This window comes from Clostridium sp. AF19-22AC (assembly GCF_003479085.1).
Classification (GTDB): domain Bacteria; phylum Bacillota; class Clostridia; order Lachnospirales; family Lachnospiraceae; genus Faecalicatena_A; species Faecalicatena_A orotica.
This window is the reverse complement of the sequence record NZ_QUGN01000007.1, coordinates 1-24,416: the sequence shown is the minus strand read 5'-3', so window position 1 is coordinate 24,416 and position 24,416 is coordinate 1. Positions and strand designations below refer to the sequence as shown.

The window sequence follows — 24,416 nt, the reverse complement described above, 5'->3', positions numbered from 1 at the left end:
ATTCATTATAATGCCAGACGGTAAATGTTTTCCACATCTTCCTGATGTAATTTCACAAAATTTCCAACCGTCCCGCCCCTGTTGTCTCCATGACAGCATTTTTCTGCCATCGCAGGGATATCTTCTTCCTTTGCTCCAAGTTCTGCAAAGGATACTGGCATCCCGATCGAGCTGAGGAATGATTTAAATGCATCTATTCCCGCAAGGGCCGTATTGACTGGATTTTCAAAATCCATCTGGCATCCCCACAGACGGACAGCAATCTGGGCGAACCTCATCGGATTGTGCTCCACCGTATATTTCATCCAGGCCGGGAATACCACTGCAAGCCCCGCTCCATGTGCACAATCATAAACTGCGCTTAATTCATGCTCTATATCATGGCTGGACCAGTCCTGTTCTCTTCCTACTCCGCAGATATTATTATGGGCTGTCATTCCTGCCCACATAATGTTTGCACGCGCCTCATAATTATTGGGATCTGCAAGAACCCTTGGAACTTCTTTTACCATTGTAAGCAGTACTGCTTCACAGAATCTGTCTGTAATCTCTACATCAGCAGTATTTGTAAAATAACGTTCAAAAACATGGGCCATAATGTCTGTCGCCCCGCAGGCTGTCTGATAAGCCGGAAGAGTCTGTGTGAGCTCCGGATTCAGGATAGAGAACGCCGGGCGTATCCCTTCCCCTGATGCCCCTCTCTTAAACATCCCTTCTTCTTTCGTAATGACAGAATCCGGTGACCCTTCGCTGCCTGCTGCCGCAATCGTCAGGATTGTCCCTACCGGAAGTGCACGCTCTATCGCCTTCCCCTGATAAAAGTCCCAGAAATCTCCGTCGTAAATAGCCCCTGCCGCAATCGCCTTGGAAGAATCAATCGTACTTCCTCCACCGACAGCCAGGACAAAATCAACGCCTTCATTCCGGCAAAGTTCAATTCCCTCATACACAAGGCCGCTTCTGGGATTCGGCTTAACACCTCCGAGCTCCACATACTCGATTCCTTCCTGTTCTAATGAAGCTTTCACTCTGTCAAGCAGTCCGGAGCGCTTTACACTTCCGCCGCCGTAGTGGATCAAAACCTTGCTTCCGCAAAACCGTTTCACATAATGTCCTGCCTCATTTTCTTTTCCTTTTCCGAACACAAAATAGGTTGGACTGTAAAAAGTAAAATCCTGCATAATCTTTTCTCCTTATCATGATACATCCTGCTTTTTTCCACATAAATTTTATCATACATTAAAGATATCCACAATCAAAAGACGGATTTACACAAAGATTTCCACAATCACTAAGTTCTATTTCCGTACATACTTTTTCAAAGCCTTTACACACAGCCATACCAGATATCCGATCCCCCAAAGGAAGGTAATATCGAGCACATACAGAAGTCCCACTCCTGGGGAATCCAAAAAAGATAAACTTGTGATAATTAAAATACAGACAACGAAATAGACAATAACCGCCGGGCGCCTGTACCATTTCACGTTTTTCGTCCCTCCTCTTTTTTCATCCTCCTGATAAGAATCATCCACCACACACGCAGTTTCTTCCGGTTCCGAAATTTCGGCCTTCAAAAGATAATCCAGCGAAACCCGGAAAATCCGTCCCAGCTCAACTACATTCTCTGTATCCGGCACAGATTCATTCAATTCCCACTTAGAAACAGCCTGCCTTGAGACCCCAAGCCTTGAAGCCAGATCCTCCTGAGACATCTTTTGTTCCTTCCTGCACCTCTGAATCTTCTCACCAATCGTCATATCAAGCTCCTCCATTTCAAGTTTTCATAATATGTCAGCATCTTTTCAGCCCCTCAAAATTTATCTTTATCCTGCCTTTACTATACCATCTGCCAGAGAATCCCACCACCATTTCTAATTTACACACCCGCAACCGCCAGTTGCAGCGTTACTGTAATCACGCTTTTTGGCACTCTCAGTAATACTTGAACTAAAAAGAGACAGAAAAACAAAGACAAAAGAGATGTCTTTTATTTTCTGCCTCTTTTTCCCACTGTACTGCATCTGCGACGCAATCCGCCATCCAAATCATCAGACTGCCGGGGAACTGCTTCACTACTTCTTTTTCTTCATTCCCGCAAAAATGGACTGTAACACGATGAAGAAGCACAGCAATGCGGACAGTGTGATTCTTACCCACCAGCTGGACAACGTCCCCTGTGTGGTTATCAGACTCGAGATGGTTCCCTTGATCAGAACTCCGAACAATGTTCCAAATGGCGCCCCCACACCGCCGCTCAGCAGTGTACCACCGATTACCGCGGATGAAATCGCATCCATTTCCAGCCCTTTTGCCTGCTCTACGAATCCGGAACAGCTGTTCAGGCAGAAGAGGAACCCGCCAAGTCCTGCCAGAAACCCATCCAGAAGGTAAGCTTTCAGCTTTGTCTTCCTGACATTCAGCCCCATCATCATAGCACTCTGGGAATTTCCCCCGATTGCATAGACCGAGCGCCCAAATTTCGTATACTTCATGACGATGATGATAATAACGAGTACAACAAGTGCAATCACGACCGTCGGGTATATATAGGCCGGGAGGAAATTCCCTCTCTTGCTGTAGGAACCGATTGGAAGGTAAATCTTATAGTTAGCCCATTTCAAAAATGTTTCATTCTTAATAGATATCATTTCCGTGCTGATCATGGATGTCATTCCTCTTCCGAAGAACATCCCGGCCAGTGTCACGATAAACGGCTGGATGTCCAGATATGCTACAAGGAACCCCTGCACAAGGCCAAACGCGAGGCCAATTCCAAGCGCCATAGCTACCGCGGCATACGCATTGGCGCCGTGGTTCTCCATCTGGTTTGCGATTACCATGCAGACGAGCGCTGTCACCGAACCAACCGAGATGTCGATTCCTGCAGTGATCATGACGATCGTCTGCCCCATAGCGATGACAAGAAGTCCCGCATTTGATATGAACAGGTTCAGGAACATCTGGGGTTTTGCAAATCCTTTGTCGCTAAAGGCTGCCATGCCTGCCACATACATAAAGATGAACAGAAGGATGGTAATTATAAGCAGATAACTGCTGCCGTTTAATTTTTTCTTATTTTTAAACCGATTCATTACTGATTTCCTCCTTCCGCCGCCAGCCTTTTCAAACTCCGTTTTGCTTTCATTCCTGCTACCGCCTTCTTAAATACAGGGCTCTGCAGCGTCACGATAATGACTACAACGATTGCCTTATATACCGGAAGCTGGTCAGCTGATACATTCATGGCATATAAAGTTGTCGTCAGCGCCTGAATGGTGTATGCACCGATGACAGAACCCATTAGGCTGAATTTACCTCCGCCGAGTACGTTGCCGCCGAGTGCGACCGCAAGGATCGCGTCCATTTCCAGATTCAGACCGATATTATTCGCATCGGCTGAATAGATACGGCTGGATGCCACAAGGCCTGCAATACCCGCCAGAAAGCCGCAAATGGCATATGTCAGGAACTTAATCATGGTAGAATTAAGCCCTACCAGTCTGGAAGCGGTCGCGTTGATACCGACACTTTCAATGTAAAGGCCGAGCGCTGTCTTTTTCAGGATAAAATGTACAATCAGAATAACAATGACTGCCGCAAATATCGGGGTCGGGATCGGACACTTTCCGATGTAGCCGCCCAGCAGCTTGTAACTCTCTACACGGACATATGTAATCTGTCCTTTTGTAATTAACTGCGCGATTCCGCGCCCTGCCGTAAATAAGATCAAGGTGGCAACCATTGGCTGGATGTTCAGCTTTGCCACAAGGAAACCGTTGAACGCACCGCAGAGAACGGCACCGGCCAGAGCCGCAATAACCGCCAGTATGAAGGGGTTCTGGAATGCATTTGTGGAAACGTCCCCGCCAGACAGTATCTGGCAGCAGATAGCCGCTGCCACGGCCATCACGGCTCCCACACTGATGTCCTGCCCGCCGGATGCCGCCGTTACGAGGGTCATTCCGACTGCAAGTACAACCAGCTCAGATGCACGGTTTACCACGTCAATGATATAGCCATATAGTACACCATTGTTCAGCGATATCTTAAAAAATCCCGGCGTCGTAATGACGTTGATCAGCAGCACCGCAAGCAGACAAACGATTGGCATAAACAAACGCATGCCTGTTAATTTTTTTAGATTGAAATTCTTATTCATCTTACTCTTCACCTCCGGCAATCGCTTTCATAATGCCATCCTGGGACAGTTCACTGCCTTCTAACTCCCCTACCTTTTTCCCGTCGCGCAGGATTGCCATTCTGGAACAGGTACGCAGCATTTCTTCTATTTCAGAAGAAATAAAGGTCACCGCCATTCCCTGGTCGGCAAGGTCCAGAACCAGTTTCTGTATCTCCGTCTTTGTTCCGATGTCGATTCCCCTCGTCGGTTCATCCAGAATCAGATATTCGGGATTCGTCAGCAGCCATCTCCCGATGATCACTTTCTGCTGGTTCCCCCCTGACAGGCTCTTGATCGGTGTCTCCCGGCTGGCTGTCTTAATCTGCAGCATATCAATGTACTTGTCTGCCGCTTCTTCCATTTCCTTCCGGCTCATAGGCCTGAACATCCCCCTCTTCGCCTGCAGGGCTATAATGATGTTTTCACGCACGGACAAATCTGCCAGAATACCGTCCCTTTTCCTGTCCTCAGGCAGATAAGCCATCCCCTTTTTCATTGCGTCGATCGGGGCATTGATTTTTGCCGGTTTCCCGTCTACTTCCAGAACACCGCTGTCCGGCTTATCTGCTCCGTATATCGCCCGGACCAGCTCGGAACGTCCGGATCCAAGCAGGCCGGAGAGGCCAATCACTTCCCCTTTACGGATTGTCAGGTTAAACGGCCGGATCGTTCCCTTTTTCCCAATGCCTTTTGCCTGAATAACCGTATCCGCCCTGCTGTAGTCCTTTTCACCATGCAGGCTCTTTATATCCGCAAGGTCGTCAAAATCTTTTCCCATCATCTTTGCCACGAGCATCACACGCGGCAGGTCTTTCACTGCATATTCCCCGACTAGTTCCCCGTTTCGCAGTACTGTGATCCTGTCACATACCGCGTAAACCTGTTCCAGGAAATGAGTAACAAATATGATTCCGACGCCTTCGTCTTTAAGCTTCTTCATCAGGGTAAACAGCTTTTCTACTTCATCATCATCCAGTGATGATGTCGGTTCATCCAATATCAGCACTTTACACTGCATATCAACCGCTCTTGCTATCGCAATCATCTGCTGGTTTGCAATGGAACATTCCTCTAAATTCTGTCCCGCTGATACTTCTATATCCAAATCCTTTAATATCTGTGTGGATTTTTTATTCATTGTCTTCCAGTCTATCATACCTGCTTTCTTCGGTTCTCTGCCGATAAACAGATTCTCTGCGACACTTAAGTTCGGACAGAGGTTCACTTCCTGATAAACGGTACTAATCCCCCGGCCCTGGGCATCCTGGGGGGAACGATTGATTACTGCGCCGTCGATTCCTTCTAACCGGATTTCACCGGATTCAAATTCATGCACACCGGTCAGCACCTTGATCAGTGTAGATTTCCCGGCCCCGTTTTCTCCCATTAATGCATGGATTTCTCCTTTCCTCAGTGTGAAATCTACATGCTGTAATGCTTTCACACCCGGAAATGTTTTTGAGACATCTCTCATCGTCAATACAATATTATCTTCCATTTTGGGGTTCACCTGCTTTCCTTCGCCGATTTTGGGCATAAAAAGGGCGTGGCAGCATATCAGGTAACATGCCTTAAGTCTTCCGCCACGCCTGTCTGTTCAATTCCTGCTTCTAAATATCTGCCGCTTCCGGCAGTCTGGTCTTTATTTTCTTCTTAGTATGCACGCTGTGAGATAACATCTTCCGTTACTTCTGTTACAGCATAGTCTTTTCCGTCAACTGTTACAGATGCAACATCAGCGCCGTGTGCAAAGATTTCTTCATCAACATAGGCCAGTTTATCAGGCGTCTCCCCTGCTTCCAGTTTCTTAATGATTTCTTCTACGCGGGGTCCGTGGAGCGGGTTACACTCTGTGTCAAGGATTATCTTTCCACTTAATGTATCTGTCAGTCCTGCATTTGTTGAATCGAATGACATTACAAGGATATCCCCGTCAGGACCTACTGTCTTGCCTGCTGCTTCGATCGCATCGATTGCACCGAATGCCTCGTTATCGTTCTCGCAGTATACTACATTGATGTTGTCATACTGTTTTAACATAGACTCCATAACTTCCTGTCCTTTTGCCTGTGTGAATTCGCCTGACTGTGATGCAAGCAGGTTCCATCCATACTCCTTTGCCGCGTCTTCCAGACCTTTTGTACGGCCGATCTGGGCAGATGCACCGATTGTTCCCTGGATGTCCACGATATTAACTTCCTTCATTCCTTTTGCTTCTGCGTATGCATTCAGCCATGCACATGCTTTCTTTCCTTCCAGTTCGAAGTCTGATCCGACCCATGCGGTAAACAGGTCATCATCTGAAACGTCTACCATACGGTCAACAATGATAACCGGTATATCTGCGTCTTTTGCTTCCTGTAAAACGGTATCCCATCCGGTCTCTGTAACAGGTGCCAGCACAATGTAGTCAACTTCCTGCTGGATAAAGTTACGGATTGCAGTAATCTGATTCTCCTGTTTCTGCTGTGCATCATCAAAAATCAGGTCATATCCGTTATCCTTACTGAATGTACTCTTCATAGATTCAGAGTTTGCCGTACGCCAGTCAGATTCCGCACCAACCTGTGAGAAACCGATCGTGATTACATCGCTGCCGCCCTCATTTCCCCCGTTGTCTGTACCTGCATCGGCGCTCTGGTCTTTTCCGCCGCATCCTGCAAGTAATGCCGCCGACATCGCAACACACATAAATGCTGATAACAATTTTTTCTTCATTCTACAAATCCTCCTTAAATTTCTGATTGCTTTTGTATCAATCATCTTGGCTATATCTTACAGATTTTTCCGGAAATAAGAAACAGACTATCCTTTTACATTTTTATAATATTTTAAGATATCTTCATCCCATTTTTATAGAAGTATGGATTATTTACGATAAAGGGGCGATATTTTTTGCCCGGATAATTACAGTGGCCTCTGTGCCGGCATTTTCCTCACTCTCAAAAAACACCCCATATTCTTCACCATAATAATACTGCAGGCGCTGATTCACGTTCGCCAGTCCAAAACCACTCTCATCCACCTCACCGTTGATGCCATACATGCTTCTGCGCAGTTTATCAAGCGCCTGCTCACTCATGCCGATTCCATTATCAGATACCTTCAGGTAAATCCTCTCCCCTTCTTTCCATCCGGTGATCCTGATCGTGCCCTTCCCCCTTTTATTCTTGATTCCGTGGTAAAGGGCATTCTCCACGAGGGGCTGCAGGGTCAGCTTTGGTATCATGTAAGGGTATATTTCTTCTGCAATATCAATCTCATAATCCATGATATCCTGATATCTGTACTGCTGGATCTCCAGATAGCTCTCTACATGGGATTTTTCTTCTTTTACCGTAATATAATCCTTCCCTTTGCTTAACGTTGTGCGGAAAAATTCCGACAGGGAGTTCACCATAGAAACAACATCATCCGTTTTCTTTTCCTCTGCCAGCCATATAATCGCATCCAGCGTATTATAGAGGAAATGCGGGTTAATCTGTGCCTGCATGAGGCGGGACTCTGTGATGCGCAGGTTCTTTTCCTGTTTCTTGATATTGTCCACCAACACGCCGATCTCTGCCGTCATATCATTAAAACTGTCTGTCAGAACTGAAATCTCATCCACCGTTTCAATCTTTGTCTTGGCAGTAAAGTCCCCTTTGGCAACCTTCCTCGTCTGCGAGCACAGTTTTTTAATCGGACGTGTTACACTCCGGACCGCCAGTATGGACAAACCGATCGCAATCACTGCGGTGATGCACAGGGCAATAATGGTCATTTCAACGGCATTTCTTGTCTTTAACCGAAGTTCATCCTTCGCCTGGTCAAAATTCTTCGTTTCGTTGTATACATACTCCTGCAGAGCTCCCTGTATCACAGTGGTAAGACCGCTTCTTCCGCGGATATTTTCATCCAGATAATCCATCTTTTCATCATAGGAGACATTATCCGTAATCATACGCTCCAGTTCTGTCACACATTTTTTCAGAGATTTCAGGCTGTTATTCACTTGAATGATCTTCTTCCTGTTAATAGACGCGGTTGCCATATCTGACAGCTCATCACAGACATCCGATAATTCTTCTATATATTTATATGGGTCTACTGTCACAACACCGTTGATCGTCGTCTTACCATCCCCTAATTCCTCCGTTGTCTTACTGCCGATCACTGCCAGATACATGCTGTAATCCATGCGTTCTTTGAATTCCTTCGAATAAAAGTTGGCATACATGACGCTCTCCGTGATCGCGCTGTAAGCATCGGCAGACCTGATTAATGTTACAGCCAGATAGACCACAACCAGAAGCATTGGAAGGAATACAGAGCATGGGATCAGGGCTATCCGCTTATTTAACGTTAATGATTTGCCGTGTTTTTTCATTCCTGCCCCTTCTTTCCCCGCTGTCTGTAGTCCTTCGGAGTACAGTTCTGCGTCTTCTTAAATATGTAGCTGAAATAGTGGGGATCTTTATACCCCACCTCATAACCGATCTCAGAAGTCTTAAGCGGGGAGCACATCAGCAGCTCTTTTGCCTTATCCATCCTCACCATCGTAAGGTATTCCACGAATGTCCTGCCGGCTTCGCGCCCGAATACCGAGCTGAAATAGCTTGGACTCATATTTACAGCAGCCGCCGCAGTATTCAGGGATACATCTTCAGACATATAATTGGAAGCAATATACTCCTTTGCCTTCTCTATCACATCGGAATAGCGGCTCCCACTCACTGTATCCCTTCTGTCAATTGTATTTTTCAGGAGCTGTCTGACATATTTGTTCACGCTTTCTTCTCCTGTCATCGTCTGTAAGGCTGTTTCCAGCTCTTTCGCCTCTTCTTCGCGCTCCTCCTTGGGGATTCCAAGCCTGTCACAGAAAGAACTGGCTACGATGTACATATCCATTGTAATATACTGGCGCATCAGGGATGACTGCATATTTTCTTTCGGCATCTCGTCAAAATAGGCTGTAAGGAAACTTTCAATCTCCTCTGCCGTCCCTTTTGAGAGAAACTTCTCCATTAGTGTCCTGTTCCTCTCCATTAAGTCAAGGCTCTGTACATTGATGGTTCCCTTCTCATGTATAAGCCTGATATCATTTGCAGTCAGGATCTGCCGGGACTCATTGACAAAGCGTGTAGAAAACACAATCCCTGCCTGATCGTAAGAGTTTCCGAGCTCCCGGATCCGCTGAACGCTCTGTCCGATCCCCCCGTAATATTCGACGCCGGGATACTTCTCCATGACCTCTGAAAAATATCCTTTGAGGCGGTTCATCTTCTCCTGCTCCTCTTCCACCGTCCCTGCCGTTACAAGAAATGCCCAGCCTTCCACGCCCCTGCGGAAATAAAAAGTCCCCGGTACGGTATCCGGTGCACTTTCAATGTCACGAAAAGCTTCCATTGCCTGTTCGGGTGTATCATAATCATTGATTTTTACAGACACTTTAAACAATAACACATTATACACCTGTGCACTCAAGTCCATTCCCAATGCCTTTGCCTCGTTTACCGCCTGACTCACAGAAAGGTTCCCTGCAATCAATCCGTCAAACAGTCTCATTTTCTCATTCTCGATAAATTCCTGGTTATCCTTATTGAACTGTTCTTTCATCTGCTGCTCTTCGCGCTCCTGCTCAACCTGCCTCGCAATATGGCCGAGGGCCCCCAAAAGCTTTGCCGATGATATCGGCTTCAGAAGATAGTCAGCAACCCCTATGTGAATCGCTTCCTTCGCATAGTCGAATTCATTATACCCACTCAGGATCAGGATCTTAATATCTGGAAGTGCCTCTCTGACCATTTTACTAAGCTCAAGGCCGTCCATAAAGGGCATGCGGATATCTGTGATCAGTATGTCCGGCTTTTCCTTCAGGATCATTGGGTAAGCCAGTTCTCCGTCACTCGCCTCTCCTGCAAATTCATAACCTTCTCTATGCCAGTCAATACTGTTTTTAATTCCGTTTCTTATTACAATCTCATCTTCTACAAGAAATACTTTTATCATCTTATGACCTCCTGTCACCAATATTTTACCGCTATTCCCAAAAGACAACAATCATATATTTCTTTCATATGGTATGTTTTCTTACGATATATTTGTATTATTTTTGGATAAGGTGGGATATTTTTCGAATTAAGTTGGATATTTTATGATCCCCAAAATACACAGCGCCCTAATAAAAATCCACCAGATGCCATCTTACAGCTCTGGTGGATTCTTATCTTCATATTAAGTTCATCTGACACCTATTCTTTCAACACAGGCATGTCTCTAGTCTTTCCTGCACAGGAATATCCTCTCTCCGGTTCTCCAGCGTATATAGCAGCTCTTCGTATTCCGCTTCAGGCATTGGCCTGTAGAACACATATCCCTGAATCATGTCACAATTAACGCTCCTTAAAAATTCTACCTGCTCCATTGTCTCAATGCCTTCCGCTACAGTCACAACACCGAACTGGCGGACCAGTTTTATGATTCCCTCGACAAGCAGCCTGTCCTTTTCTTTTGTGGTAATATTCGGGAAAAACATGGCATCAATCTTCAGGACATCTATATTCAGATTTTGTATTGTACTGAGGGAAGAATATCCTTTTCCAAAATCATCTATAGAACAGGAAAATCCTGCCTTGTGCAGATCCTCGACGATTCCGCTCAGTACGTCCCAGTTATCAAACAGGATGGTCTCTGTGAACTCAATTTCCAGCAGCCCTTCAGGTATCCTGTATTTGTCACGGATTTCTGCGTAAGCCTTAACAAAATCACTGTTATAAAACTGAAGACGGGAAACATTTACAGACACAGGCAGTGCCTCTCTCCCCGTATCCAGCAGATGCCTGAGCCATCTGCATACTTCTTCAAATACATATCTGTCAAGAAGCGGTATCGTATAATTCTTCTCAAAAACAGGGATGAAATCTGCAGGGGAAATGATTGTACCGTCCGGCTTCTGCCATCGGACAAGTGCCTCTGAGCAGACTACCCTGTTGGTGGAAAGCTCAACCTTAGGCTGGTAGTATACTTTGAACTCCTTCTGTTCAAGTGCTGTATCCATACTGCTCTCAATAGATTTCTCCTGATAGAGCTTTCGCCTGATACTCTCGTTATAGAAACGGTATTTGTCAAACTTACCTGTCTTTACCGTTTTTCTTGCAAAATTGGCCCGGTCCATCAGGCCTTCAATCTTCAAGTCCTCTATAACGTCTTCGACACAGCATAACCCGCAGCACACAGAGAGTGCATGTTTCTCGGTTGATTGACGCATATACTCTGTAACCCTTGTATCAACTTCTTTTTGTCTCTCCAGTAATTCTTTCTTTGAGTCATAGTATCTCAGAATCACAAAATTATCCGCATTCACACGGCAGAAAACTTCATCACTCCTCATATCTTTCTGTATAATATTCGCGTACTCCTTCAGTATCCGGTCTCCCCACGCATATCCAAACAAATCATTAATATACTTGAAATCTGCAAAGTCAACATAAAATACCGCATATTTTTTATCGTGGTTTTTGTCCAACAGCTTTTGGGCAACTTCTTTAAATTTCACTACAGTATATGCATTTGTCAGAATATCTCTTCCGGCCTTATCTTCCAATGTTTTATTCGCACTTTCAAGATTCAGTATCTTTCTTATATTAGACCAAAATAAGAAAAGCCAGATCACAATAATACATGCAATAAGGACAATCGTCATTCCCAGCAGATTCCTGATTTGGTCAGATGAAAATGCTTCTGCCGCAAATACAGTATCGTTGGCCAATGCAAAATACGATTCACTATCCTTTAGCAGTTCATCTTTTTCAGAATGATCTTCCCGATATGTATAAATATCTTCTTTCAGTTCTTCCCAACGGTCCTCCAACTGACCCAGACATTCCTGATATTCTTCATCATCCGGAAGGATTAAATCATACTTTCCCTCTCCATCCCTTAAATTCTCCTGAATATCATCCAGATACGTTATCAGTTCGTCACTTGGTTCATTGTTCAGTTCAAGCTTCACCAGACGCTGTGTTGCTCCCCGTACAATACCAACATAGTTTATCAATCGCCCGTAAGACTGGGTACTGTATACAGAATGAAAAACAGAGCAGACTAAAAGTGCCATTCCAAGGAAAAAACCAAGGAGGGCATACTGCCATTTCTTTTTCATATTGATTTCCCGATGGCTTTCTGACATTCATTCAGCAATTGTCTGAAAGACCATTCCTTTCTTTATTCCGAACATAATTTTCTGAAAATAGTATACCATGTTTCAAAGGAAAATACTACTATAAGTAGCTCTAAAGCAATTATTTGCATAACATAAAAATCACGTTCTGGTAAAGAGCATATATTTAACTGGTACATTAAAAAACCGCAATTCCTGATTACTCAAGAATTGCGGTTTTAATTATACTGATTGATTGTAAATCAACGATTATTCGATGATCTTAGCAACCTTTCCTGATCCAACTGTACGTCCACCTTCACGGATAGCGAATCCAAGACCCTCTTCCATAGCTACTGGGTGAATCAGTTCGATTGTCATTTCTACGTTATCTCCAGGCATGCACATTTCAACTCCGTCCGGCAGATCGCAAACACCTGTTACGTCTGTTGTTCTGAAGTAGAACTGAGGTCTGTAGTTGTTGAAGAATGGTGTATGACGTCCACCTTCATCTTTTGTCAGAACGTATACCTGAGCTGTAAATTTCTTGTGGCATTTAACTGTACCTGGTTTGATCAGAACCTGTCCTCTTTCGATTTCAGTTCTCTGAACACCACGAAGCAGAGCTCCGATGTTGTCACCAGCCTGAGCTTCGTCAAGCAGTTTACGGAACATTTCGATTCCTGTTACAACAGTCTTCTTAACGTCTTCATGGATACCAATGATTTCAACTTCATCAGATACGTGAAGTGTTCCACGCTCTACTCTACCTGTAGCAACTGTACCACGTCCTGTGATAGAGAATACGTCCTCTACAGGCATCAGGAATGGCTTATCTGTATCACGCTGTGGGTCTGGAATCCAGCTGTCAACAGCGTCCATAAGTTCCATGATCTTGTCTCCCCACTCTGATGAAGGATCTTCCAGAGCTTTCAGAGCTGATCCCTGGATAACCGGAGTATCATCTCCTGGGAATTCATACTCGCTTAAGAGTTCACGAATTTCCATTTCTACTAATTCAAGCAGCTCTTCATCGTCTACCATGTCACATTTGTTCATGAATACTACGATGTAAGGTACACCAACCTGACGTGACAGAAGGATGTGCTCTTTTGTCTGAGCCATAACTCCGTCAGTAGCAGCTACAACAAGGATAGCTCCGTCCATCTGAGCAGCACCTGTGATCATGTTCTTTACATAGTCAGCATGTCCTGGGCAGTCAACGTGTGCATAATGACGTTTCTCTGTCTCGTACTCAACGTGAGCTGTAGAGATTGTGATACCACGCTCTCTCTCTTCTGGAGCTTTATCAATGTTTTCGAAATCTACTGCTGCGTTTCCGGCAACTCTTTCAGAAAGTGTTTTTGTGATAGCAGCTGTTAATGTTGTTTTACCATGGTCAACGTGTCCGATGGTACCAATATTAGCATGTGGTTTGTTTCTTTCAAATTTAGCTTTTGCCATTTTGAATAATCCTCCTTAATATATAGCCTGATTACAGGCATTTTATTGGTTTACGCTTTTACTCGGCTAATTCTGATTATATTTCATAATCACAGCTTTTTCAAGCCTTTTTATGAGATTTAACCATTTTATTTATGCCTCTTTATTAGACAATACTTTTTCCTGTACAGACTTCGGTACCGGCTCATAGCTCTCGAAGAACATTGAGTAGTTACCACGTCCCTGTGTCTTGGAACGTAAGTCTGTTGAATAACCGAACATCTCTGACAACGGAACGTACGCACGTACGATCTTACCGCCGCCTAAGTCATCCATACCTTCGATACGTCCACGGCGTGAATTGATATCTCCAATAACGTCTCCCATATATTCTTCAGGCATTGTTACCTCAACCTTCATAATAGGTTCAAGAAGCACTGGTGAAGATTTCTTCATAGCGTCCTTGAATGCCAGAGATCCTGCAATATGGAATGCCATTTCACTGGAATCGACTTCATGGTATGATCCGTCATATACTGTAGCATGAACACCAACAACCGGGAATCCACCCAGAACACCGGCTTTCATTGCCTCTTCGATACCTTCACCTACTGCCGGAATGTATTCCTTCGGAATAGCACCGCCGACTACAGCTGTATCAAATTTGTATACTTCCTCACCATTCACATCCATTGGTTCGAATTTAACTTTACAGTGTCCGTACTGTCCACGTCCACCGGACTGTTTAGCGTACTTGCTGTCTACATCAACAGGTTTTGTGAAGGACTCTTTGTAAGCAACCTGAGGTGCACCTACATTAGCCTCTACCTTGAATTCACGTAAAAGTCTGTCTACGATGATTTCCAGATGGAGCTCACCCATACCTGCGATGATTGTCTGTCCTGTTTCTTTATCTGTGTGTGCACGGAACGTAGGATCTTCTTCTGCAAGTTTTGCAAGAGACTCACCTAATTTACCCTGGGAAGCCTTAGTCTTAGGCTCGATAGCGAGCTCAATAACAGGCTCTGGGAATTCCATGGACTCCAGAATAACCGGATGCTGTTCATCACAGATTGTATCACCTGTTGTTGTGAACTTAAATCCGATTGCTGCCGCGATATCTCCGGCATATACTTTATCCAGCTCTGCCCTCTTGTTGGCATGCATCTGAAGGATACGTCCAACACGTTCTTTTTTGCCTTTTGTTGCATTCAGCACGTAAGAACCTGAGTTGATAGAACCTGAATATACTCTGAAGTAAGCAAGCTTACCTACAAACGGGTCTGTCATGATCTTAAATGCAAGAGCGGAAAATGGCTCTGCATCGGATGAATGTCTTACGACATTGTTTCCTTCATCATCCACACCTTCGATCGGAGGGATATCTGTCGGAGCAGGCATATATTCGATAACTGCATCCAATAATTTCTGAACACCTTTGTTTCTGTATGCAGTACCGCAGCATACCGGTACAGCTGTACACTCGCATGTTCCTTTTCTCAAAGCAGCTTTGAGTGCTTCTACAGATGGTTCTTCACCTTCCAGGTATTCCATCATCAGATCGTCATCTAATTCACAGATCTTTTCAACTAATTCAGTATGATAAAGCTCTGCATCGTCTTTCATTTCTTCCGGAATATCTGTAATAGAAATGTCTTCGCCCTTTTCATCATTATAGATGTAAGCCTGCATCTCCATCAGGTCGATGATTCCTTTGAATTCATCTTCTTTACCGATCGGCAGCTGAAGACAAATTGCATTCTTACCAAGTCTTGTCTTGATCTGTTCTACAGCATTGTAGAAATCAGCACCCAGGATGTCCATCTTGTTGATGAACGCCATTCTTGGTACATTGTATGTGTCTGCCTGACGCCATACGTTTTCTGACTGCGGCTCAACTCCACCTTTAGCACAGAATACACCTACAGCACCATCCAGTACACGAAGTGAACGTTCAACCTCTACAGTAAAGTCAACGTGTCCTGGTGTATCGATGATGTTTATACGATGTTCCAGAGCACCCGGCTTTGGCTGAGTCTTCTCTTCCAAAGTCCAGTGACATGTTGTAGCGGCTGAAGTGATTGTGATACCTCTTTCCTGTTCCTGCTCCATCCAGTCCATCGTAGCAGTACCTTCATGAGTATCACCAATCTTATAGTTTACACCAGTATAATAGAGGATACGCTCTGTCAATGTTGTCTTACCAGCATCAATATGAGCCATAATACCAATATTTCTGGTTCTCTCTAATGGATATTCTCTTTCAGCCAAGATTTTTTCCTCCTAATTAAAAGCGGTAGTGAGCAAATGCTTTATTTGCTTCTGCCATCTTGTGCATATCTTCTTTCTTCTTCACTGATGCACCAGTGTTATTAGCTGCATCCATGATTTCATTAGCAAGTCTTTCTTCCATTGTTTTCTCGCCTCTTTTACGAGAATACATTGTCAGCCAGCGAAGTGCAAGCGCCTGTCTTCTGTCTGCCCTTACTTCGATAGGTACCTGATAAGTTGCTCCACCGATACGTCTTGCCTTAACCTCGAGTACAGGCATGATGTTGTTCATGCATTCCTCAAATACCTCGATAGCTGGCTTATCAGCCTTTGCTTCAACTCTTTCGAATGCTCCGTATACAATCTTCTGTGCTACACCTTTCTTACCATCTAACATGATGTTATTGATAAGTTTGGTAACAACTTTATTGTTGTATATTGGATCCGCTAATACATCTCTTTTTTGAGTATGTCCTTTACGTGGCACGGTCCTTCCCTCCTTAATCATTATTTCCGGTCTTCTCCGGGATTAATTCATCGGTACTCACATGTGTCTTTCTATGGAAATCGCGCTTCATGTGCTCGTGGCCGCGAGACTTTTAATATCTTAAATCCGCAACCTGTACTTATTGAACCGTGGAGATCCAACAAGGTACGATAATCATAGTTCTGTTTGTGATACGATATTTAACTGTTTAGTTACAAATTGCTAAGTTTTCAAGTCCTATTTTTTAGCGTCTTTAGGTCTCTTAGCGCCGTATTTAGAACGAGCCTGTCTTCTCTTAGCAACACCTGCTGTATCAAGTGTACCTCTGACAATATGGTATCTTGTACCTGGCAGGTCCTTAACTCTTCCTCCGCGGATCAGAACAACGCTATGCTCCTGAAGGTTGTGTCCTTCTCCCGGGATATAGCTTGTTACTTCGATTCCGTTAGAGAGACGAACTCTGGCGATCTTTCTCAGAGCTGAGTTAGGCTTCTTAGGTGTAGCTGTCTTAACAGCTGTACATACACCTCTCTTCTGTGGTGCAGATACATTCGTAGCACGTTTCTGCAGAGAGTTGTATCCTTTCTGAAGTGCCGGTGCTGTTGATTTCTTTTCAGAAGTCTGACGTCCTTTTCTAACTAACTGGTTAAATGTTGGCATTCTTTTTCACCTCCTATGATTCTTTCGTTTCCTCCCGCTTATACGGTGAGGGGTTGCAGATAATCGTAATTATCTTGATTTGCACACAAAAAACTATACGCCTTTGTGCACGCTAAATTAGTTTATTACGTTTTTTCAGGAAAGTCAAGGGCTTTGCTCCGATTTTCGTGAAGTTTTTTAAACTTTGCCTATATTGCCCCCTAAAGACCTAAAACATCCGCGATACTGCACATTTCTTCCAATGAAATATCGATAAATTCATCCAGAGAAAGCCCGGTAAATTCAATTGCTTCCATATAATCCCTGTTCGCCCCCGATGCAAAACGGAGCTCATTGAATCTTTTGTTTACTGATTTGTGCTTTACACTAGTTATCTTCTTGTCCGGATAGATCTGGGCAATCGCTTTCAAAAAGCCGCTCATAGGATCGGCCGCCAGCACCGCATACTGAAGATTTGTATGTGCTTTCACGCCAGAGGCAGGATTGTGCGCACATATAGCATCGAACAATTCCTGATCATTTATTCCTTCTTTTTTCAATATTTCTACGGACGTCGGTCCGTGCACCTCCGGATGTTCCTGCCATTCACACTGTTCCTCGTCCAGATCATGCAGAAGTCCGACAATCCCCCAGCGCTCCTCCTGCTCAGGGGCAAGTCTCTTTGCCAGCCCGCGCATAATTGCTTCCACAGCATAAGAATGCTGAAGATATCTTTCACCCTTCATATATTTCGTAAGAATCTTATATGCTTCTTCTCTGTCCATTATCGCCGCCTCCATGTCAACTTTATCGTTTCTTTTTTGTTCAAAGGGGTCAGACCCCTTTGCAAAAGTGCCTGACCCCGTATATTTTTAGTATGATTTTCCCCAGTATACCATGTGCTTAGCCGGTTTCCCACAGCAGATGCACACATCTGACAGGTGTTCTTCCTCATCCGGGATACATCTTGAGGATGCCCCGCCTGTCAGTGCTTTGATATCATCCTCGCAGGATTCCTCCCCGCACCACATCGCTTTGATAAATCCGCGGTTATCCTGGAACTTTTCTACCATCTCGTCCATTGTCACTGCAGAATCGATATGGGAATCAAGGAAAGTTTTTGCCTTCTCAAACAGGTCTTTCTGGATTGTCTCCAGAATTTCAGCAAGCTTTGTTGTGATTTCATCCATCGGCACTACAATCTTTTCTCTTGTGTCACGGCGTACTACTACAACCTGGTTGTTCTCAATATCTTTTGGTCCGATCTCGATCCTGGTTGGAATTCCGAGCATCTCCTGCTCACTAAACTTCCATCCCGGACTCTTCTCGGAATCGTCTATCTTTGCACGGTATCCGGCAGCCTTTAATGCTTGAAGCAGTTCGTTTGCTTTGTCCATCACGCCCTCTTTGTGTTGTGCAATCGGGATCACCCTTGTCTGTACCGGTGCGATTCTCGGAGGAAGTACAAGACCGCTGTCATCACCATGTACCATGATGATCGCCCCGATGATTCTTGTCGACAACCCCCATGAAGTCTCATAAACACTGTGCAGTTCATTGTTCTTATCTGCATATTTAATATTAAAAGCATCCGGGAATGCATTACCGAAGAAATGGCTGGTTGCTGACTGCAGTGCTTTCCCGTCATGCATCAGCGCTTCTACTGTATAGGTATCCTGCGCACCTGCGAACTTCTCACTCTCTGTCTTGCGTCCACAGATAAGCGGAATCGCCAGATCATCCTGAATGAAGTCTCTGTATACATCACGCATGGTCAGGGTTCTCTGCTCTGCCTCTTCATAGGTCGCATGGATTGTATGTCCTTCCTGCCATAAGAACTCTCTGGAACGCAGGAAAGGTCTTGTTGTCTTCTCCCAGCGGAGCACAGAACACCACTGGTTCCATACCTTTGGAAGGTCCCTGTATGACTGTACCGTCTTGCTCCACAGATCGCAGAATAATGTCTCAGAGGTAGGACGGATACAGAATCTCTCCTGAAGCCTCTCGAGCCCGCCATGTGTTACCCACGCTACTTCCGGTGCAAATCCTTCAATATGATCTGCTTCTTTCTGAAGAAGATTCTCAGGAATCAGGACCGGCAGATATACATTCTCTACCCCGGTATCTTTAAAACGTTTGTCCAGATCTGCCTGAATATTTTCCCAGATTGCATATCCGTTGGGCAGGTAGTTCAGGCATCCTTTTACTCCTGAATAGTCACACAGCTCTGCTTCACGCACCACATCGGTATACCACTGTGCGAAATCCTCATCCCTCGATGTGATTGATTCGACTAATTTCTTTTCCTTTGCCATAATGTGTCTCCTTTTCCATGATCCGAAGCCCTTGCTCCGTTACTTTATGCCTGCGGGAAGAATCCATGTACAGCGAAAAACCGCCGAAACTTCCTTCCCTGCAAAAAAGGGACCGAAAGTCTCGGCGGTACCACCCTAATTAACTGCATCCCCTGACGCAGCTCACTCATATACCGTTAACGCCGGTTCTACGCCGCAGTTTCCCGCGGCAGCTCCCGGGCCGGTTCTATGCGTTCCATACAGGAGATTCCACCATACACTCCCTCTCTGTTATACTTCTGCGCATATACTTTTCCCGTTCATCGCTAATTATACATGTGATTTTACTTGATAAAAAATAAATTGTCAAGACTGGTTAATTTATCCCTGTACCTGTAGTAACTTCTGTTTCAGTTCACCCTCGAGACGCTGCATTTCTCTTTCCGCTTCCTGTCTCTTCTGGCGGCCTTCCTGCTGAATGTGCATAACTTCATCTAATGTAGAAATCAGCGACTCATTGGTAATCTTCAGTGTCTCGATATCCACGATGCCTCTCTCCGACTCTTTCGCAGTTTCAATTGTGGCCATTTTCAGTTTCTCTGCATTCTTTCTGAGCAGCTCATTAGTCATGTCGGTCACTTCACGCTGCGCTGCCGCTGCCTGCGCAGAATGTTCAACTCCAAGTGCAAGCACCATCTGGCTTTTCCAAAGCGGGATGGTATTCACTATCGTAGACTGAATCTTCTCTACCATCAGCGTATCGTTCCCCTGCACAAGCCGGATCTGTGGGGCCGTCTGGATCGAAATCGTGCGTGTCAGTTCCAGATCGTGTATCTTCTTTTCAAACCGGTTGCACATAGAATCCAGGTCTTTTGCCGCCTGTGCATCCTCCGGCAGCCCTGAAGACTGTGCCTTATTAAGCAGTTCCGGAAGCGTGGTAGAACGGATTTCATTCAGTTTCTTCTTTCCAGCCAGTACATACATGGAAAGTTCCTTGAAATATGTCAGGTTGACCGCATACATCTTATCCAGAATCGCGATGTCCTTCATCAGCTGTACCTGATGGTTTTCAAGGACCTTGCAGATCTGGTTGATGTTGACCTCTGCCTTGGCATACTTCGCTTTCATCGCTGAAATCTTATTGGCCGGCTTCTTAAAGATACCAAGGAATCCCTTCTCCTCTTCTTCATCGAAATCTTTCAGCTGCCTTACCACACCGGACAGCAGGTCACCGATCTCCCCTAAGTCTTTCGTCTTTACATTTTCTAGGGCATTTTCCGAGAAATCAGCCATCTTTTTCTGTGTTCCTGCCCCGTACTGCAGAATCACAGCCGAGTTCGTCAGATCGATCTGGCTGGCAAAAGCATCCACGGCACGCTTTTCCTCCTCTGACAGGAGACTGTCATCAAGTGCGGGCTCCTCCTTCTCAGGAACCGGGGCCGGGGCCTGTTTCTCCTCCTGAAAAGGTTCCAGCGTTAATGTAGGGGTTGTCGCAAATCCTTCAAATTCATTACTCATATTTTCTCCTCCGTTGAGCAAGTATGCTGTTTAAAAATCATCTTTTGTCAGTCCTTCCTGTGCAAGCATCGTATTCAGCACAGAAATATCGGCCGCCACATCCCAGGCTGTATCCTGAAACAGGCTGTCAAGCAGCTTTTCAAAAGCTACATTTAATGTATCCAGTGTCTTTTCTATTTCGTTCTTGGATGAAAGGATATTCTCACCCTGTACCGGCATTGCATCCAGTTCTTCATAGGCTTCGAGAAGTTTTACAGTCGTTGGAAGATAATACTCCATAAGCCGTCTGATATCCGTTATGTTCTCCGGGTTCTGCTCAACCCTGTCAAAGATCCTGTCTACCAGCACCTCCATGCGTGAAATCTTAGCAGATATCTCTTCTCCCGGAATAGCATCATTACTTTTATGAATCTTCTTAATATATTCATCACCGGTACGGATAATCTCCTGCACCTGCGGGTCCAGATTCTTATGTTCCTGAGCCTGCTTTTCTCTGTTCAGCTTCTCTTCCAGTTTCTGCTTTTCCATGCGCTGCATCAGTTCATTATACTGTGTAAATGCATCATTACTCACAATGAGGCATGTCTTCTGGCTGTCCAGATGCCCCTGTCTGAACCAGCCTTTACGGATCATCTTCTGTATATCTTTCACAACATATTTATTAGATTTCCTCAGACGGCCGGCCAGTTCCTTTATCTCACAGTACTCTTTATCGCCAAGCGTGCTTAAGTAGAGCCTGTACCGCTTTACTCTGCCTAACAAGGCTGTACCGATTCCGGCCAGAATTCCTCCGCCAAACATCATAATACCGGTAATGACCGAAAATGCCAAAATTCCCGTGGGCACTACCTCTGTCGTAACAATTATGCCGATTATTAAAAACGCCAGAATCAGAAACATCGCAACCCCCAGCGTATATCCCGTCACCGTCATCGCAATACCGCCGGCCTTCGCCCCCGATGTCTTCACAAAGAGCCCCGGATGCTTCTGCAGTGCAGCCAGTCCCTCTTCGGCGCTGTTCCTTCTGCTCTGCCGCACTTCCTGACGCTGGTACCGCTGGTTCTGATAACTCTGTCCCTGATAACCATATCCGTTAAAACCAGCATTCGGCCCCGGACCTGTATTGCCTTCCTTATAAACATTTTCTCCCCGAAACGCACCGCTTCCCCCGAACGGAGACGGTCCCGCCTGCCTGTTATACCGGTAAGCATCCCTGTTCACACGTCTGTTGTTCCTATAGGACTGTTTCTGAAAACTCTGGGCAGTCTTATCCACAGCATCCCCTACATTATGCAAACCTTTCCCCAGATTATTCATCGCGCTGTTAACCGTATTCGTAATCGTCTGGTTCAAACGGTCAAAATTCTGTGCATCGATCGCCTCCTGCACAGTTCTGCTTATATCTTCACCAAATTTCTCCCAATCTTGATTCGCCATATCTTCACCTATGCCTCACTTTACAGGATTTCTGTAAAATATATTCCATATCGCTTTCATCTTAATAGGCGCCAGTGCCGGCTGCCGGCACCACCTTATTCAAGTATAATAGAATTGCTCTGAAAAATCAATGCGCCTGAGCAAATCACCTCACCAGAATATATGTGAAAAATCCTGCATAGAACAGAAGGAACATCAGGCCCTCCAGTTTGGAGAGTCCCTTTCTGCTCACAGCACATATATAAACAAGGATGCTTGCCACAATTAATATGATTGTATCCTGCACGGCTAGAGCATTGATCGTAATTGGAGTAATTGATGCCGACATCCCCAGAATCAGGAGTATATTAAATATATTTGATCCCACAACATTGCCGAGTGCAAGATCATTTTCCCCCTTCTTCGCCGCTACCATCGAGGTTACCAGCTCCGGAAGGGATGTTCCTAATGCAACAATAGACAGGCCGATAAATGTCTGGCTGAGACCGAAACTTGCTGCAATCTCTGACGCACTGTCTACCACAAAATCTCCTCCGATAATGATTCCGGCAATTCCAACCACAATGTAAACCGCACTACGCACCGGTGTCAGAGATTCATACTCTTCCTCAGGTTCCCCTGAGGCAGCAATCTTCCTGCGTGAATGCAGTGCATCAATCACCGCTGCTATAACAAACCCGACAAATAAAACAAGCAGAATCACCCCGGATATTCTTGACAGTATATATTCCTTATTCTCTCCGCCTGACATAATGCCCTGAAAATCGAATCCTGTCATCATCAGCAGAAGAATCGCCGTTATCACAATGGAAAATGGAAACTCGCGCTTCAAGATAGACCACTTCACCTGAATCGGCCGCACAAGTGCACTCGCCCCGAGAACCACCAGAAGGTTAAATATATTGGAGCCAATCACGTTGCTCACTGCCAGTTCATTCTTCCCCATCAGCGCGGCTGTCACGCTGACAGATGCCTCCGGCATGCTTGTCCCAAAGGCAACCACCGTAAGTCCGATTACAATAGAAGGAACCTTAAGAAGTTTTGCCACGCTGGAGCTTCCATCCACAAAAAAATCTGCTCCTTTGATAAGCAGGAAAAAACCTATAATCAATAATAAATATGTTATCATACTTGACCTCGCTTTTTATTTATACGATAATCAGTGTAGTCAGATTTTTCAGAAAAGTCAAGGATATCAAACCAAAGGAGCGAACTTATGACACCCGAGATTATATTTGAAGATCAGGATTTGATCGTCTGTATCAAGCCGGCCGGCACTGCCACCCAAAGCAGCATGATGCAGGCACCTGATATGGTAAGTATATTAAAAAACTATATTTATAAAAATTCCCCGGGTAAGCAGCAGCCGTATCTCGCGGTCATACACCGGCTGGACCAGCCGGTAGAGGGGCTGCTTGTATTTGCCAAGACACCCGCTGCCGCAAAAAACCTCAGCCGGCAGTTGACACAATCCGGTTTCGGAAAGCATTACCGGGCGATACTTACCGGAACACCCGTATCCCTTGAAGGTGATCTCACTAATTACCTTGTTAAGGATGCCAGAACGAATTCTTCCCGCGTGTGCACAGCCGACACCCCTGGTGCAAAAAAGGCATTGCTGCATTACAAAATACTGGAGTCAAAACCTCCGTACTCGCTGGCCGAAATCACTCTGGAAACAGGACGCCACCACCAGATCCGGGTGCAGATGTCCCATCTTGGCTGCCCCATTGCCGGTGACCGGAAATATGGCGTCACTCCCGCGAAAGATCCCAGAGAAGACGGCAGTCCGCGGAGTTATGATACTCTCCAGTTGTATGCCTGCCGTCTTACATTCCGTCATCCGCGTACCGGAAAAGAACTGGATTTCAGGCTGGACAAACTTCGCCGCCTATAGATAGAATGAATCTAGTTTCACAGGGTGCACTTTCTATAAAGCAAAAAAACAGGCCGCCGCAAACTCTGATATGCTCCCTTCTAGGTAGACAAGTGAAATAATAAAAA

19 protein-coding genes and 1 other annotated feature are annotated in these 24,416 nt (G+C 45.2%); of the genes, 1 reads left to right on the top strand and 18 read right to left on the bottom strand.

The genetic code is table 11. The features are described from left to right. Positions 1-5: 5 nt before the first annotated feature. From DWX43_RS09670 to DWX43_RS09585, 18 genes are all read right to left on the bottom strand, one after another. Positions 6-1,181: an iron-containing alcohol dehydrogenase gene (locus tag DWX43_RS09670; protein WP_118620162.1), complete on the bottom strand. Its 1,176-nt coding sequence runs from the start codon at positions 1,179-1,181 to the stop codon at positions 6-8. A gap of 117 nt (positions 1,182-1,298) precedes the next feature. Continuing rightward, the gene (locus DWX43_RS09665) at positions 1,299-1,760 is read right to left on the bottom strand and encodes a helix-turn-helix transcriptional regulator (protein ID WP_118620161.1); all 462 of its coding nucleotides are present in this window, start codon (positions 1,758-1,760) and stop codon (positions 1,299-1,301) included. A gap of 315 nt (positions 1,761-2,075) precedes the next feature. Continuing rightward, positions 2,076-3,095 (bottom strand): sugar ABC transporter permease YjfF, encoded by a 1,020-nt coding sequence (locus DWX43_RS09660; RefSeq protein ID WP_109732647.1) that lies wholly within the window; start codon positions 3,093-3,095, stop codon positions 2,076-2,078. Continuing rightward, entirely contained in the window at positions 3,095-4,162 is a 1,068-nt protein-coding gene (locus tag DWX43_RS09655; protein WP_118620160.1) for an ABC transporter permease, read from the bottom strand. The genes DWX43_RS09660 and DWX43_RS09655 overlap by 1 nt, the downstream gene beginning before the upstream one ends. A gap of 1 nt (position 4,163) precedes the next feature. After that, positions 4,164-5,681 (bottom strand): sugar ABC transporter ATP-binding protein, encoded by a 1,518-nt coding sequence (locus DWX43_RS09650; RefSeq protein ID WP_118620159.1) that lies wholly within the window; start codon positions 5,679-5,681, stop codon positions 4,164-4,166. Between the two features lie 155 nt (positions 5,682-5,836). Then, positions 5,837-6,901, bottom strand: a complete 1,065-nt coding sequence (locus tag DWX43_RS09645) for an ABC transporter substrate-binding protein (RefSeq protein ID WP_109732650.1) — start codon at positions 6,899-6,901, stop codon at positions 5,837-5,839. Between the two features lie 154 nt (positions 6,902-7,055). Next, on the bottom strand, positions 7,056-8,552 hold the full coding sequence (locus DWX43_RS09640) for a sensor histidine kinase (RefSeq protein WP_118620158.1): 1,497 nt from the start codon (positions 8,550-8,552) through the stop codon (positions 7,056-7,058). After that, positions 8,549-10,174 carry a response regulator gene (locus DWX43_RS09635; RefSeq protein ID WP_109732652.1) on the bottom strand — a complete coding sequence of 542 codons (1,626 nt, stop codon included), beginning with the start codon at positions 10,172-10,174 and terminating at the stop codon, positions 8,549-8,551. Before DWX43_RS09635 ends, DWX43_RS09640 begins: the two co-directional genes overlap by 4 nt. A 250-nt stretch (positions 10,175-10,424) precedes the next feature. Beyond that, entirely contained in the window at positions 10,425-12,326 is a 1,902-nt protein-coding gene (locus DWX43_RS09630; RefSeq protein ID WP_118620157.1) for a bifunctional diguanylate cyclase/phosphodiesterase, read from the bottom strand. A 267-nt stretch (positions 12,327-12,593) separates the two neighbouring features. Continuing rightward, positions 12,594-13,787, bottom strand: a complete 1,194-nt coding sequence (gene tuf, locus DWX43_RS09625; RefSeq protein ID WP_109732654.1) for an elongation factor Tu — start codon at positions 13,785-13,787, stop codon at positions 12,594-12,596. Positions 13,788-13,919: 132 nt separating this feature from the next. Next, positions 13,920-16,037 carry an elongation factor G gene (gene fusA / locus DWX43_RS09620; RefSeq protein WP_109732655.1) on the bottom strand — a complete coding sequence of 706 codons (2,118 nt, stop codon included), beginning with the start codon at positions 16,035-16,037 and terminating at the stop codon, positions 13,920-13,922. A 16-nt stretch (positions 16,038-16,053) separates the two neighbouring features. Continuing rightward, on the bottom strand, positions 16,054-16,524 hold the full coding sequence (gene rpsG, locus DWX43_RS09615) for a 30S ribosomal protein S7 (protein WP_207657870.1): 471 nt from the start codon (positions 16,522-16,524) through the stop codon (positions 16,054-16,056). Positions 16,525-16,761: 237 nt separating this feature from the next. Further along, a complete protein-coding gene (gene rpsL, locus DWX43_RS09610) occupies positions 16,762-17,184 on the bottom strand; it encodes a 30S ribosomal protein S12 (RefSeq protein WP_109732657.1) in 423 nt (140 codons plus the stop codon). Between the two features lie 200 nt (positions 17,185-17,384). Continuing rightward, positions 17,385-17,948 (bottom strand): HD domain-containing protein, encoded by a 564-nt coding sequence (locus tag DWX43_RS09605; RefSeq protein WP_109732658.1) that lies wholly within the window; start codon positions 17,946-17,948, stop codon positions 17,385-17,387. A gap of 87 nt (positions 17,949-18,035) precedes the next feature. Further along, positions 18,036-19,478 carry a proline--tRNA ligase gene (gene proS, locus DWX43_RS09600; RefSeq protein WP_118620156.1) on the bottom strand — a complete coding sequence of 481 codons (1,443 nt, stop codon included), beginning with the start codon at positions 19,476-19,478 and terminating at the stop codon, positions 18,036-18,038. 104 nt (positions 19,479-19,582) lie between these two features. After that, positions 19,583-19,790, bottom strand: a binding site (T-box leader). A 48-nt stretch (positions 19,791-19,838) separates the two neighbouring features. Beyond that, positions 19,839-20,975, bottom strand: a complete 1,137-nt coding sequence (locus DWX43_RS09595; RefSeq protein WP_118620155.1) for a toxic anion resistance protein — start codon at positions 20,973-20,975, stop codon at positions 19,839-19,841. A 30-nt stretch (positions 20,976-21,005) separates the two neighbouring features. Next, entirely contained in the window at positions 21,006-22,412 is a 1,407-nt protein-coding gene (locus DWX43_RS09590; protein ID WP_118620154.1) for a 5-bromo-4-chloroindolyl phosphate hydrolysis family protein, read from the bottom strand. A gap of 145 nt (positions 22,413-22,557) precedes the next feature. Beyond that, positions 22,558-23,541, bottom strand: a complete 984-nt coding sequence (locus DWX43_RS09585) for a calcium/sodium antiporter (RefSeq protein ID WP_182440664.1) — start codon at positions 23,539-23,541, stop codon at positions 22,558-22,560. A gap of 87 nt (positions 23,542-23,628) precedes the next feature. Between DWX43_RS09585 and DWX43_RS09580 the strand changes: the two genes are divergently transcribed. Then, positions 23,629-24,309: an RNA pseudouridine synthase gene (locus DWX43_RS09580; protein WP_118620153.1), complete on the top strand. Its 681-nt coding sequence runs from the start codon at positions 23,629-23,631 to the stop codon at positions 24,307-24,309. Positions 24,310-24,416: the final 107 nt, after the last annotated feature.